This window comes from Parafilimonas sp. (assembly GCF_051953455.1).
Taxonomy (GTDB): Bacteria; Bacteroidota; Bacteroidia; order Chitinophagales; family Chitinophagaceae; genus Parafilimonas.
Genome location: NZ_JBQCIT010000007.1, coordinates 35252 through 50164, shown reverse-complemented (window position 1 = coordinate 50164; position 14913 = coordinate 35252). Strand labels below are relative to the sequence as shown.

Annotated in this window: 12 protein-coding genes; 4 read left to right on the top strand and 8 right to left on the bottom strand. The window is 40.4% G+C overall.

The window, feature by feature from the left end:
- Window positions 1-73 precede the first annotated feature (73 nt).
- Window positions 74-916, top strand: coding sequence for an N-acetylglucosamine kinase (locus tag ACTHN6_RS01805; RefSeq protein WP_440433999.1), 843 nt, complete (start codon window positions 74-76; stop codon window positions 914-916).
- 51 nt (window positions 917-967) lie between these two features.
- Window positions 968-1750, top strand: coding sequence for an alpha/beta fold hydrolase (locus tag ACTHN6_RS01800; protein WP_440433998.1), 783 nt, complete (start codon window positions 968-970; stop codon window positions 1748-1750).
- Window positions 1751-1852: 102 nt separating this feature from the next.
- Here ACTHN6_RS01800 and ACTHN6_RS01795 read toward each other — a convergent pair whose 3' ends face one another.
- Both ACTHN6_RS01795 and ACTHN6_RS01790 read right to left on the bottom strand, forming a co-directional pair.
- Window positions 1853-5023: a glycoside hydrolase family 2 TIM barrel-domain containing protein gene (locus tag ACTHN6_RS01795; RefSeq protein WP_440433997.1), complete on the bottom strand. Its 3171-nt coding sequence runs from the start codon at window positions 5021-5023 to the stop codon at window positions 1853-1855.
- Between the two features lie 148 nt (window positions 5024-5171).
- Window positions 5172-6350: a galactokinase gene (locus ACTHN6_RS01790; RefSeq protein WP_440433996.1), complete on the bottom strand. Its 1179-nt coding sequence runs from the start codon at window positions 6348-6350 to the stop codon at window positions 5172-5174.
- A 302-nt stretch (window positions 6351-6652) separates the two neighbouring features.
- Here ACTHN6_RS01790 and ACTHN6_RS01785 point away from each other — a divergent pair, with 302 nt between their 5' ends.
- Window positions 6653-7069, top strand: a complete 417-nt coding sequence (locus ACTHN6_RS01785) for a hypothetical protein (protein WP_440433995.1) — start codon at window positions 6653-6655, stop codon at window positions 7067-7069.
- 72 nt (window positions 7070-7141) lie between these two features.
- Here ACTHN6_RS01785 and ACTHN6_RS01780 read toward each other — a convergent pair whose 3' ends face one another.
- From ACTHN6_RS01780 to nhaA, 3 genes are all read right to left on the bottom strand, one after another.
- On the bottom strand, window positions 7142-7525 hold the full coding sequence (locus ACTHN6_RS01780) for a response regulator (protein ID WP_440433994.1): 384 nt from the start codon (window positions 7523-7525) through the stop codon (window positions 7142-7144).
- A 175-nt stretch (window positions 7526-7700) separates the two neighbouring features.
- Window positions 7701-9110 carry a dihydrolipoyl dehydrogenase gene (gene lpdA / locus ACTHN6_RS01775; RefSeq protein ID WP_440433993.1) on the bottom strand — a complete coding sequence of 470 codons (1410 nt, stop codon included), beginning with the start codon at window positions 9108-9110 and terminating at the stop codon, window positions 7701-7703.
- Between the two features lie 126 nt (window positions 9111-9236).
- Entirely contained in the window at window positions 9237-10391 is a 1155-nt protein-coding gene (nhaA, locus tag ACTHN6_RS01770) for a Na+/H+ antiporter NhaA (protein WP_440433992.1), read from the bottom strand.
- 293 nt (window positions 10392-10684) lie between these two features.
- On the opposite strand from nhaA, the gene ACTHN6_RS01765 reads away from it, so the two are divergent.
- Window positions 10685-12157: a M28 family peptidase gene (locus tag ACTHN6_RS01765; protein WP_440433991.1), complete on the top strand. Its 1473-nt coding sequence runs from the start codon at window positions 10685-10687 to the stop codon at window positions 12155-12157.
- 74 nt (window positions 12158-12231) lie between these two features.
- On the opposite strand, the gene ACTHN6_RS01760 is transcribed toward ACTHN6_RS01765, so the two are convergent.
- The 3 genes from ACTHN6_RS01760 to ACTHN6_RS01750 form a co-directional block, all read right to left on the bottom strand.
- Window positions 12232-13011: an SDR family oxidoreductase gene (locus tag ACTHN6_RS01760; protein WP_440433990.1), complete on the bottom strand. Its 780-nt coding sequence runs from the start codon at window positions 13009-13011 to the stop codon at window positions 12232-12234.
- A gap of 135 nt (window positions 13012-13146) precedes the next feature.
- Window positions 13147-13806 (bottom strand): MIP/aquaporin family protein, encoded by a 660-nt coding sequence (locus tag ACTHN6_RS01755; protein WP_440433989.1) that lies wholly within the window; start codon window positions 13804-13806, stop codon window positions 13147-13149.
- Complete coding sequence (locus tag ACTHN6_RS01750) at window positions 13803-14879, bottom strand: GTP-binding protein (protein ID WP_440433988.1); 1077 nt, start codon at window positions 14877-14879, stop codon at window positions 13803-13805. The genes ACTHN6_RS01755 and ACTHN6_RS01750 overlap by 4 nt, the downstream gene beginning before the upstream one ends.
- Between the last annotated feature and the right edge of the window lie 34 nt (window positions 14880-14913).

The following is a 14913-nucleotide window of genomic DNA, read 5'->3' as shown; positions in this document are numbered from 1 at the left end:
TTTTCTCTTTGTATCTTGAATTGAAAGCGCGAATATCGCAATTAGTATTAATTGTTACTTGTTAAACGTAAATATGGCAACAGTTTTAATTGCAGACAGCGGCTCCACCAAATGTGAATGGCGGCTGCTGAATGAAGGAAAAAGCAAAAAAATTTTTACAACCGGTATAAGCCCTTATTTTTTGAGCGCCGGTCAAATACAGCTTCTGTTAGAAAAAGAATTGCTTCCGAAAATTAAAAATACAGTAATTGATGAAGTGTTTTATTATGGTACGGGCCTGAAAGATGATGCCAATAAAAGGCTGATTAAAAATGTGCTGAAAAAGGTTTTTCCGGACACAACAGCAGAAGTGCAGACAGATTTATTAGGCGCGGCGAGAGCTTTAAGCATTAATGAAAAAGGCGTGTGCTGCATATTGGGTACGGGATCGAATTCCTGCTATTACAACGGCAAAAAAATTATAAAGAACAGTCCGGGCATAGGTTATATTTTGGGCGATGAAGGCAGCGGCGCTTACCTTGGTAAAAAAGTGATACAGTATTTTCTATACAATACTTTCGACGAAGAATTGATGTTTGCTTTCAATGAAAAATATAATACCAATGCCGATGAGATTATTATGAATGTTTATACAAAGCCGCAGCCTAACCGTTATCTCGCTTCTTATGCATTGTTTCTTGCAGAGAACCGCGGCCATTACATGGTAGAAAATATTATTGAAGACGGGCTTAATGATTTCTTTTTTACACATCTTTCTAAATACACGGAAAGCTGGCTGTACCCTGTTCATTTTGCAGGGAGTATTTCGTATGGATTTAAAGATGTGCTGAAGAATTTATGCCATAGCTATGAAATGGAAATGGGCACAGTGCTGAAGCATCCCATGGATGGACTGATGAAATATCATTCAAAATAATAGTTCGCCTGCTTTATACGGATTGTTGCAAACAAATCTAAACTTAGTAATATGAACGAAACCAATTTTCAAAGTGGTTATTCTGATGTAAACGGGCTTAACATGTACTATGAAATTTATGGCGAAGGCAAGCCTATAGTTTTAATCCATGGCGGTGGTTCCACCATTCAAACTACATTCGGCAACCTTATTCCCCTGCTTTTCAAACACAGGCAGGTTATAGCTATGGATTTACAGGCACATGGCCGTACCGGCGACCGTGCAGGCGGCCTGAGCTTTGAGCAGGATGCAGATGATGTGGCCATGTTGCTAAACAATTTAAATATTACGAAAGCAGATTTCTTAGGTTATAGCAATGGTGGCCAAACATTATTTGAGATTGCACTCAGGCATGCGGATATAGTTAACAAGTTGATTATCGCTTCGGCATTTTACAACCGCAACGCGGCACCACCGCAATTTTGGGAAGGGTTTGATCATGCAACAATTGATGTAATGCCAACATCTTTAAAAAATGCTTTTTTAAAAGTGAACAATGATGAAAGTGCTTTATTAAACATGTTTAATAAAGATGTGCAAAGAATGAAAAACTTTAAAGGTTGGGATAAGGAACAAATACAATCTATCAGCTTTCCCACCCTTATCATTAATGGCAACAACGATGTTGGTTCAATAGAACACGCCGTGGAAATGTACCGCATTATGCCTGATGCACAACTTGCAGTGCTGCCGGGCAAACATGGCACTTATATAGGCGCGGTAGAGTTCCTGGATAACGGGAAATGGACGCATCATTATATTGTTGATATAATCAATGAATTTTTGAATGATTAATATAAACTCCCGATACATTAATACAGGAGATTGCACTAATAAAAAAGGCGGCATAATATGCAGCCTTATAGTTTATCAAAATAAAATTATAGTTACAAAATATTACTCCCCGTCAACCGGTTTAATAATATAACTGTATGTATATTGTTTATCGAGCAACCGGTATTGATTATGCGGCAAAGCACCCCAGCTATTATCGCCGCCAACGCCTCTTTGTTTTAAATCAATATGAACATTAATAGCATTATACGGTGGAAGGTTAGACGGATGCTGTTGCTTTTTTGTATTGCCCGGATCAAGGTCTTCATCCCGGTGCTGGATAGCGCTGAAACATATGGGCTGCACGCCTTCCACATGCAGGCCATTGCCTTTGATATCCGTTAATTCAAACCAGCGCACATCCGTTTTATAGCCGCTTTCCTGCGGCCTTATATAATTATATATATATTGATTTTCCACGCTGTCGCTGTACAAGCCAACGAAGGCAGATTCATTCCTGTCGTTATAATTTTCCCAGGGGCCGCGGCCATAATAATCGAGGTAATGATATTGTTCAGGCAGTTCAGTACGCATGCCAAAACGCGGCAATTCGGGCAAGTCCCGCCCGGTCATATCTATAGACGCTGTTACCTTAATACTGCCATCGTTCTGAATAAAATATTCAACAGTATAAGGCACATTAATGCCGGCCAGTTCATAATCAGCTTTTATGCTTACACCGTTTGAATCCTGGTTGCCTACAGTAATGTTTTTTACAATAATATTTTCATGTGCATCGCGCCATATACCAAGTCTTTTCGGCATATTATTTCCAAAATCATTATCGGTTGGAGCACGCCAGAAATAAGGTTGCGGCAAGCCATTCAACTTTACATTTAAGCTTTTATAACTTGTAAATACACCTCTTCGCAAATCAAATTCTCCGGATATAAGGCCTGATTGGAAATTGAGTTTGAACGAATCTTTTGTAACCTGTAAATCGCCTGCGGTTGAATAATTCCTTGTAAAATAATCACCGGATAATTTAAACTGTTCAGTGGCCACAACATGCCCTAAAGGAATAAGGCTGGTTGCATTTTTTGAAGTAGCTGTAATATTCAGAAAATATTCATCACCAGTTGAATCTATGGGGGGAATTGGCAATGTAACGTCTTTATACTGCCTTGGGCTTAATTCAACAGCGAAATTTCCTTCTTTCGCCTGTTTGCCATTCTTATATAACTGCCATTTAAAATTATATTCATTAAGATTGGTAAAGGCAAAAAGGTTCTTTACGGTTATAATGCCTTTTGAAATATTTTTTGCACTGAAATAAATATCCTGGTAAACTTTTTTCACCTCATTCAGGCCGGGATGAATAGTGCGGTCTGCCGCAATCAAACCATTAGCGCAGAAGTTTTCATCGTTATGCAAATCAAATCCGCCCAAATCGCCGCCATAAGCATAATACACATTGCCTGCTGCATCTTTTGCGCGCATGCCCTGGTCTACCCAATCCCATATAAAACCACCTTGCATTCTTTTGCTGCTATAAATTATATCCCAATATTCTCTGAAGTTGCCACTGCTGTTACCCATTGCGTGTGCATATTCACACATAATAAAGGGCCTGGTTTTACTGCTGTCGGAAGCATAATTTTTCATGTGGTTTATAGATGGGTACATAGGGCAAACAATATCTGTATTCCAGTCTTCGCCAGCCTGTTCAAATTGAACGGGGCGTGTATCATCTCTTTGCTTTATCCACTTATAAGCATCATGAAATACCGGGCCGTTACCACATTCATTACCCAGCGACCATATAATAACGGAAGGATGATTTTTATCGCGTTCCACCAAACGCCTTTCCCTGTCCATAAACATAGGCGCCCACTGCGGAAGATATGCCGGGTGTGCAGTGCTATCAAATGGCCCCTGCCCTGTTGCGCCCATGCCATGCACTTCCACGTTAGCTTCATCAACCACATACAATCCATATTCGTCACATAACTTATACCACAGTTCATCGTTGGGGTAATGGGAGCAACGCACTGCATTAATGTTATATTCCTTCATTAACCGGATATCCCGTATCATCAATTCTTTTGAAGGCACATGACCATTTGCGGGATCGTGCTCATGACGGTTTACACCATGCACCACCACAGGAACGCCATTTACCAGCAACTGTGAATTCTTTATTTCTACTTTCCTGAAACCAATTTTGGCACCGGTGTAAGAAACTACATTATCGGCTGTTTTAAGCGTGATAATACAACTGTATAAACTGGGTTTTTCTGCGCTCCATTTCGCAGGATTGGGAATCGTGCCACTAAACTGTACAACCCTTAAACTTTCATTAAACGGTTTTACACTTTGCTGTTGCGAAAAAACCCTGTCGCCCGATTTATTGAATATTTCAAGGGTTACACTGCCATAGTTTGTGGTATCGCCGGTAAATCTTCTTAACGTTATATAACTGTTGAATGATCCATCCCTGTAAAAATTGTCAAGGCCTGCTTTTAAAAAGAAATCCCAAACGGAAAGTTTTGGTAAAGCGTATAAAAATACATTACGCTCAATGCCGCTTATGCGCCAAAAATCCTGGTCTTCAAGATAGCTGGCAGCACTCCACCTGAATACCTGTACGGCCAATAAATTATTGCCTTTTTTAAGATAGTGTGTTATGTTGAATTCCGCCGGCGATTTGGCTGCAGAGCTTACGCCCACTTCACGGCCGTTTACATATACAACGGCATAGCCCGTTATAGAGCCAAAATGCAGTAATACCTGTCTTCCATCCCATTCATCCGGTATTGTAAATTCCCGCCTGTAAGTTCCCACAGGGTTACTGTTGCCAACATAAGGCGGGTTTTTTGGAAACGGATAAATAATATTGGTATAGATGGGCGTGCCAAAACCCTTCATTTCCCAATTGGAAGGAACCGTTATATCATTCCATGCCTGTGTATTCAGGCCTGGTTCGTAAAAATTTTTTATACGGGTATCCGGATCTGCGGCGTACACAAACTTCCAGATGCCATTTAAAGATTTATAATACGGTGAATTGCTGTAATCATCATTTATAGCATCTGCCTCGTTTGCATACAGCATAAAAGACGCATGCGGTTTTTCTTTATTCTTTTCAAAAACAATTTCATCTTCCCATGGGTTATTTTGCTGTTGCGCAAAACATATAAAGGGCAACGCAAATTGCAACGCAAGCAATATGCAAACTCTAAAGCGTTTAACCGAGGCTTTTGAGAATATTTCAGGCATTTTATTCTTTACCATTTTAATTTTTATCAGTATAATGATTGTGCTTAATGATTTTAGTTTTTCATCACTCTTTTAATCTTAACATATCTCTCAAAATTATTCCGGGAGAATATAATTTCCTTTGGAAATACCCGGTATCGCTTCGTTAGTTTATATCGCGCTGTTAAACATTTGATGCAACAACAGTTTGAGTAACCAGCGATGTTCCATTTTCGATGCTTGCAATATAATAATCCAGTTCTTTATTGAATGCCTGTTTATATAAAGGCTTTAGTTTTTGCACCAGGCTTTCAATGGCATCTTCTTTAATAATATTGATGGTGCAGCCGCCAAAACCACCGCCCATCATCCTCGCCCCTATTACATCGGGATTTTCTTTTACGGCATCTACCAAAAAATCAAGCTCTTCACAGCTCACTTCATATTCACGGCTTAAGCCTTCGTGTGTGCGAAACATTTTTTTACCCAATGCTTCTACGTTATTTTGCTGCAAATCGGCGCAGCCCTGCAGCAAACGCTGAATTTCTTCCACTATGTATTTACATCTTTTATAAATCAATGCATCTTTGGGCAGCACATATTCATTCAGCATTTGTATGCTAACATCTCTTAAACTTGATACTTCAGGATGATGTTCTTTTATCCAGGCAACGCCCTGTTCGCATTGCTGCCTGCGTTCATTATAAGCCGAAGAAGAAAGCGAATGTTTTACGTTGGTATTCAGCAGCAATATTTTACAGTCTTTTAATTCAAACGGTACATATTCATATTCAAGAGAACGGCAGTCTAACTGTATTACATGATCTTTCTTCCCAAACATGGAAGCAAACTGGTCCATAATGCCGCACATTACACCGGCAAATGTATGTTCCGCTTTTTGCGCTGTTTGCACCATTTGCAGTTTTGATAAGCCAAGCCCGAACAATTCATTTAAAGCAAAAGCCGTTGCGCACTCAACGGCAGCAGAAGATGATAAGCCTGCGCCAAGCGGCACATCACCATCAATCAATAAATTAAACCCGCCAATGGAAAACCCTTTTTTCTGCAACTGGTCAACGACACCTAAAATATAGTTGGGCCAATGCTTGTCACTTATTTCAACAGCCTTTGTATTTACAACATGGCTTTCATTATAATCGCCTGCATACAAATGAATTTCTTCATCATTGCGCCCGGATACGGCCACGTAAACCGCCTTATCAATAGCAGCAGGTAACACAAAACCGTCATTATAATCTGTATGCTCTCCTATAATATTTATCCTGCCGGGCGAACGCACGATAAGCCGATCTCCTGCAGCCGGGTAAATTTTTATAAACTGATCCGCAATTTTGCTTTCCATCAAATTTTTAATTTAAAATATGTTTTGGCCAAAGGTATTTCATGCAGGTAAAAGTTTATAGGGTTTAATGCGTTAAAAAAATTAGCCGGGCTTACCAAATGCATTTTATTTTTTAAAAAATTCCCCATTACGGGGTATTTATGTTTTCTACCGCCACATTTTCAACGATTAAACCTGCGAAAAAGCACAAAAAATTCTCTATCCCACAAAGGCACAATGTTTGATTTTAATCTAAAAATAATTATTGATTTGCTGCATAAAAAGCAGCTAAAAATCTGGAGAACCTGTCTTAAATTTTATATATGATAAATACGCTACCCATAACCAATCTTGAAAATATCAGCCGTTTTGAACATGCGGTTTTTTATTGCATTAATCAGTCTTCCGAGCGAATGGCTGTTGGTGTTGTAAGCAACGTAAAAATTGTAAATACTAACCTGCTTGAATTTTCTGTATCTCATTTCCCGGTACTGGAAAATACATGGAATGTATTTGGGGCCGAACTTTATTTCTATAAGAAAGGTGTGCCATTCAGTATGAATATTCATGGTACGGCATGGTTCAACAACAGTAATGAATTTACCGTTCAGTTTAAGGTATTATATATAGAAAGTGCAGGTATGCCGGATGTGAAAGAATATTCATTACAGGAAACGCTGACAGAGTTTTTCAGCAATACCGGAACGTTTTTTAAAAGAATGATCGCAACCGGTTTCTAACCGCAAAAATAATTGCATAAATAAAAGGCCGGAGACATTCAATCTCCGGCCTTGCTTTTTTAGAGAACTGAATTAATTCAGTAATTCTTTTATTGAAGAATATAATTGTTCCCTTGTAAATGGTTTTTCAAGAAAAAGGTCGGCGCCGTTTTCAAGCGCAATATCTTTTGCTTCCGGTGTATACCCGGAGATCATTATCACTTTTACATCAGGATGGTTTTGTTTGATATAACTTACAAAGTCTATCCCAAACCCGTCGGGCAGTTTGTTATCCAGAATAACCACTGAAGGTTCTTCCTTTTTTAAATACTCCTGTGCGGCAGCAATTGTTTTTACATGCTCCAGTTCAATAGATTTTTCCTGTAACATGATATTCAGTAAAAGGCACATATCGCCTTCGTCTTCAACAATAAAAATTTTTTTCGTTTGGGCAGGCGGCAGTTTAGTATTCAACATAAATTTTTTGTTTTCGGATTATATTGCAATAGTCTTACCAAAAATACTGCCAGTGCAGATTCAGCCTGTAACGTAAGAAAACCCATTAAGAATGTGTATAATCGTACATAAATAAAAAATAAAACCGGCCAACCTTACGGCTAACCGGTTATACAGAGGTTTCTTGATAACAGTACTAAATATCTGTTGCCTCCCCATAAGCAACCGCCGTTGCTTCCTTCACCGCTTCGCTCATGGTTGGGTGCGGGTGCACGGCTGTAAGAATTTCATGCCCGGTTGTTTCCAGCTTACGTGCTGTAACCACTTCGGCAATCATTTCCGTTACATTAAAACCAATCATGTGCGCACCAAGCAGTTCGCCGTATTTGGCATCGTAAATCATCTTTACAAAACCTTCAGTGGCACCGGCAGCAGTAGCCTTACCGCTGGCCATGAACGGGAACTTACCCACCTTAATATTATAACCGGCTTCTTTTGCGGCTTTCTCCGTCATACCTACACTTGATACTTCAGGTACACAATAAGTACAACCCGGGATATTGCCATAATCCAACGGCTCGGGCAAATGCGTGGTTTTCTTTTCTGTATAAGCAATATGCTCTGCAGCCACAATGCCCTCACGGCTTGCTTTATGCGCCAGGGCCTGGTTTGGCGTACAATCGCCGATGGCATAAAAGCCGGGAACATTTGTTTGCAAATATTTATCGGTAACCACCTTGCCGCGGTCTGTTTTTATGCCAACCGTTTCAAGCCCTATGTTTTCCACATTGGCTACCACGCCCACAGCGCTCAGCAAAATATCTGCTTCAAGCGTTACAGTGCTGCCGTCCTGTTTTTTTACCGTGGCCCTAACGCCGTTGCCTGCAGTATCGGCTTTTTCTACAGAAGCATTGGTCATAATATCAATGCCCTGTTTTTTATATTGTTTTTCGAGCTCTTTTGAAATTTCTTCGTCTTCCACCGGCACTATTCTCGGCATAAATTCAACAATGGTAACTTTTGTGCCCATGCTGTTGTAGAAATAAGCAAACTCAGAACCTATGGCGCCGCTGCCTACTATGATCATGCTTTTTGGTTGTTGCGGTAACACCAGCGCTTCGCGGTAGCCGATTATTTTTTTGCCATCCTGTTTAAGGTTGGGCAATTCACGGCTTCTGCCGCCGGTTGCGATAATTATATTTTTTGCTTCCAGCGTTTGCTTCGAATTATCAGCGGCAGTTACTTCAATCTTGCCTTTGCCTGTAATTTTTGCATAACCCATTACCACATCAATTTTATTCTTACGCATGAGAAAAGAAACACCCTTGCTCATTTTATCGGCCACACCCCTGCTGCGTTTTACCACAGCGCCAAAATCCTGCTTTACATCTGTTGCAGACAAGCCATAATTGCTGCTATGCTTCATATAATCATATACCTGGGCACTTTTAATTAAAGCTTTTGTAGGAATGCAGCCCCAGTTTAAACAAATACCGCCGAGGCTTTCTTTTTCTATAATTGCTGTTTTAAACCCTAACTGAGAGGCGCGTATAGCTGCCGGGTAACCACCCGGGCCGCTGCCAATAACGATTACGTCGTATGCCATAATATTTTTATTTTTCTGTTTGAATTAGCAATTCCAACCATGCGAAAGTAAATGCTAAAAAGGAATTCTTCAATTTTAGGTAATGTGAACGGTTTATTACGTGAATATATAGGGTAAAACATTTTGCTATTCTTCCGTGGGTATATTTTGTTTTTTCAAACTTAATCTTAACCACAAAAGCCCTGTGATACCTGCAATAACGGAGCCTATAAGAATAGCAATTTTAGCGCTGTTTACAATAGCCGCATCGTTAAAAGCCAGCATGGTGATGAATATAGACATGGTAAACCCTATACCGGCCAGTACGCCCGCCCCGATAATATTTGTCCAGCTAACCTGCGAAGGCAGTTGGCACAAACCTGCTTTAACGGCAGCAAATGAAAACAATGATATGCCTAACGGTTTGCCAATTACAAGCCCCGCAATAATGCCGATGCTGCTTAGCTGCATCAATCCTTCAACCCAGTTGCCCGGTATGGCAATGCCGGTGTTGGCAATAGCAAACAACGGAAGTATTAAAAAAGAAACGGGTTTATGAAGAAAATGCTGCAACATGTACGATGGCGATTTTTCATCATTTTTCTTAAAAGGAATGGCAAAAGCCAGCAGCACACCCGAAATGGTTGCATGCACACCGGAATGCAGCATAAACCACCACATTAAAATACCGCCCAAAATATATGGTACAAGGTTGAGCACTTTTAAACGGTTTAAAATAAGTAATGCCACAAAAATGGCCAATGCAATCAACAGGTTTAACCATGAAATGGCCTGCGCATAAAATATGGCAATGATGATGATGGCGCCAAGGTCGTCTATCACAGCCAGCGCGGTTAAAAACACTTTGAGCGAAGGGTGTACCCTGCGGCCCAATAGTGAAAGTATGCCTATGGCAAAAGCTATGTCGGTAGCCATGGGAATGCCTGCGCCGGATTGTGTTGCTGTGCCATAATTCAGCAATAAATAAATGCCGGCCGGGATGAGTATGCCGCCCAGCGCCGCAATGATGGGCAACGATGCTGTTTTGAAATTTGATAATTCGCCATGATAAATCTCCCGTTCCAGTTCAAGGCCGATCAGTAGAAAGAAAATTGTCATCAGGCCATCATTAATCCAGTGCACAATATCGTGGCTGCCGATATTGGTGTGCCAAAAGTTCAGATAAGGTGTTTGCAATGAAGAATTGGCGATTGTTACGGAAAGGATGGTGACAAAAATTAAAATGATGCCCGATGCTTTTTCGCTGTTAAAAAATTCATTGAATAACCGTGTTAACTGCATTTGATTCTTTTAAATAAAGTGGTGATTCAAAAATACCGATTTCCTTTTCGTTCGATAGCAGTAAAAAAGATCGACGGGATGCCTTATTGGATAAGGTTGGCATTTTTACAAATGGCATCCTAAATTTTTAGTATAGGGTTTTCCAACTTGCAAATAGCATCCCAAATTTTTAGGATAGGGCTTGCAGTTTTTCAACCGGCTCCCGGATTTTCCGGGAGCGCCTGCGCTTTCTACTGCCCTTCTTCATCCAAATTTCGCTTTTGATTTGCGCATTTTTCATCATATTGCGCACCATGAAAAAATTGTTACCCTTATTATTGCTTACGGCATCAATAAATGCATCTGCACAAAACAAAACAGCAGAAAAATTTGCCGCCACTATTACGCCGGAGGCGTTAAAGGCCAAACTTAGTGTAATAGCCAGCGCAGAAATGCAGGGCCGCGAAACGACTACAGAAGGCCAGCGCAGGGCAGCGGCGTACATTGAAGATCATTTCAGAAAACTGAAATTGCTGCCCGGAGATTCAGGGAAATATCAAATGCCTTATCCCGTTTACCAGGATTCGATAACGGATGCGGCTTTTGAGGTAGCCGGCAAAAAATTTGATTTTGCAACAGATTTTTCCATAGCAGGCAGCGGTATTCCGCAGGGCGCTTTTACTATCAATAATATTGTTTTTGCAGGCAAAGGCATAAAAGATTCTACACATAATGATTATGACAGCCTTGATACCAAACAGCAATGGGTAATGATTACCGCATCTGCGGATGATGAAAAAAACTTTCGCAGCTTTTACCGCAGGTTAATTACGGCTTCACAGTCCGGGGCGGCAGGCGTATTGATTGTGTCGGATAATTTTCCAAAGGGAAAATCTGTTTACAAAGGGCGTATGTACCTTAAACCTCCGCAGGTAAAAACACCTTTGCTCAATATTTCAAGGCAACTGGCTGAAGCATTATTAAATGCGCCCATTGATGAAAATACGGCGCATAAAAATTATTCAACAACGGCGCAGTTACATATTTCAAAACAGACCAATAACCTGCAGAGCACGAATGTAATTGGCGTGTTGCCCGGAACAGATAAGAAAAGCCAGTATGTTTTTATTACGGCACATTATGATCATTTGGGTAAGCAGGATTCTGTAATTTATTATGGCGCTGATGACGATGGCAGCGGTACCACGAGTGTATTACAAATGGCAGAAGCTTTTGCGGCAGCACGTGATAAGGGCCATAATCCAAGACGCACGATTGTTTTCATGACCGTTTCCGGTGAAGAAAAAGGTTTATGGGGAAGCGAATATTATACGGATCATCCATTGTTTAACCTGGATTCAACTTCTGTTGATTTAAATATTGATATGGTGGGCAGGATTGATCCGGACCGCACTTATGGCGATTCAACCAATTATGTTTATCCTATTGGTGAAGACAAATTAAGCAGCGACCTGATGCCTATTTCAGACAGCATTAATAACACTTATACGCACCTGGAACTTGACCGGAAGTTTAATGACCCCAACGATCCCAACCGTTTTTATTACAGGAGCGACCATTACAATTTTGCAGATAAAGGCGTTCCTATCATTTTCTATTTTAATGGCGTGCATGCCGACTATCACAGGCCTACTGACACGGTTGATAAAATAAATTTTGATCTGATGGCAAAACGCGTGAAACTGGTTTTCTATACAGCCTGGGATATGGCTAACCGCGATGCCATGTTGAAAAGAGACCTGCCTTTAAATGCGGAGAAAAGATAACAGCGTTTAAGGTTAATAATTTTGATTATAATTTTAATTGGGTTGCATGTCAACCCAATTTTTTTTAGGAACAATTAAATGCGCCTGTCTAAGTGTACATAGCCGCCGTCAACGTAAAAGAATTCTCCATTCACAGAGGTTGATTTTGATGATAATAAAAAGAGGGCGGTATCAGCAATTTCATCCGGCAAAGTCATCCTTTGTTCCAAAGGTATTTTGGATATAATGGCATTAAGTGATGCTTCGGGATCGGGCTGTTGTTTAATCCACCAATCGTATTGCGGCGTATAACATTCTGCCACCACAATTGCATTTACACGAATATTGAATGCAGCCAGTTCCTGCGCCCAGGCCGTGGTTAAACCAAACCTTACACCATTGGCAGCAGCATAACCAGAGGTGCCGCCCTGCCCGGTTTGCGCCACTTTCGAACAAATATTTACAATACTTCCCTTACTATTTTTTAAAACATTTAAAGCATAATGCGTAATGCTGAAATAGTGGGCAGCATTCACTTTCAGCGATTGTATAAATTTTTCGTACGTGCCGTTTTCAAGGCTCACGCCATCATTTAAACCGGCGTTATTTACAATTCCATCAAGGCTTCCAAACTTTTCAATGATATTGTCTATAGCTTTTTTGCATTGTTCAGGCTGGGTTAAGTCAGCAATCACAGCAAAGCCTTGCTGGTTGTTTTGCTGCAATGTGTTTACAAGGTTATCAGCCAGTTGCTGATTAATATCAATGATGCAGGGAATGGCGTTTTCATTCGCAAGTTTTCTTACAATGCTTTCGCCAATGCCTCTTGCACCACCTGTTACGATTATTACTTTATCTCTTAAATTCAAATCCATCTTTATATTGAATTATGCACAAAATATAAATCTTAGTCTAAAGTTGATGCACAAGATTAGGCCAGAAAACAAAGCAATATAATTTTAAAATAATTTCTTCTGGTGAGCGTGCACGGCTTACTTATGTGTTAAAGGTTATGGCTGGGTAAGTATTGCTTCTTTCTTCATAAACTTAAATAAAGGCACTGCCAGTGCCATACCGCTTAACGGGGCAACCCAATACAACCATAAAAATTCCGTATGGCCTGATACAAGAGCAGGGCCAAGCGAACGTGCGGGATTCATGGAAGCACCACAAACAGGCCCGGCGAACATGGCTTCCAAACCTACCACACCACCGATAACTATTCCACTGAACAAACCTTCTTCTTTACTGCCGCAGGCAACGTGTAAAATAACCAGCATTAATAAAAAAGATAAAATCAATTCAAGTATGAACGATTGCATTGCGGCACCTGCGGGCAATGAAGCGCCCAAAAAAATATCGGATGGAAATAAAAATCTTAACAAGGCGCTTGCTGCGATGGCGCCTGCGCATTGACTGATGATATAGGGCAATAATAACCTGTAAGGGAAGCGGTTTGCCAGGGCAAATGCCACGCTCACTGCAGGATTAAAATGCGCACCGGAATTGCTGCCAAACGTATAGATCATGGTCATAACAATCAAACCCCAGGTAAGCGCAACGCCTGCATGCGAAATATTTCCATTGGTTGCTGCATCTATAACAATGGCACCCGTTCCGCAAAAAACAATGGCGAAAGTGCCTATCATTTCAGCCACATATTTTTTCATGCCATCATATTGCTGATGATGCGATGTGTTGGCCGCGGATACCCGGGTATAAATGCACTTGAATTCGTAACCTTGATGCCGCAATTTTTTTCCTTTTGCAAATCATCCATTGCGTTTGAAATAATTTCTCTTAATGTTTCGGGATCAGTTTGAACCCTTGCATTCAAAACAACTTCCGCCCTGGCAGCTTCCGGAATAGTCACGGGAATGTGTGCGGCATGCATTTCGGTATAGCTTATTTTCAGTTGTTGGTTAATAAGCAATTTAAAATGCCCTATAGAAAGCTTATTATTTATTAATTGCCGGTAAATGTTGTTTGCTAAAGAAACGGCATCTTCAACAGCACTGTCATTGTTGCTAAACAGTTCAAATTCTTCATCCAGCCATGCCAGCATTGCCTCACCGGCCCCGTATATATCATAATCAATATCTAATGAAGCCGGCGCAATTGCTGCATTTTTTTCAGTTATCAAATTCAGCCATTGCATTGTACTTTCTTCGCTGGTGCCGTTTACATAAATAACGCGTTTATGTTGATACTGATCCTTCAGAAAATGCTGAACACTGCTTATCGTTTCTTCATTTACAAGATCAATTTTTGAAACAATAATTATTTCTGCTTCTTCCAGTTGTTTTTGATAGATGTATTGCACTTCATCATTAAACAAATGTTTCTTTTCAATAAAAAGCATGTAAAGCAATTGGATATCGGCAAAGGTTGAAACAGTTACCGTTACATCTTTCCTGAATTGCAGCAAAGGCTTCATTACTGTAGCAACAATATCTGTGCAGGAGCCAACTGATTCTGCGAAAATCATATCCGGATCATTTGTTTGAATAAGCGATTGGATATTTTCATCGAGTGCGTTATAGTTGCAGCAAAAACATCCATTAATTACCTGCCGGTTTGGAACAGCATGGCTTTCAAAAAAACCGGTATCCACCAATTTTATTCCCTGGTCGTTTGTAATAACACCAACGCGCATACCTTCTGCCATTAATGTTTTACATGCGGTTTGAATAGCCGTTGTTTTACCGCTGCCTAAAAACCCGCTTATTAAATGTAAGTTCATTGAACAGTTTTTATATGATAAGCTTTCTCGTCAT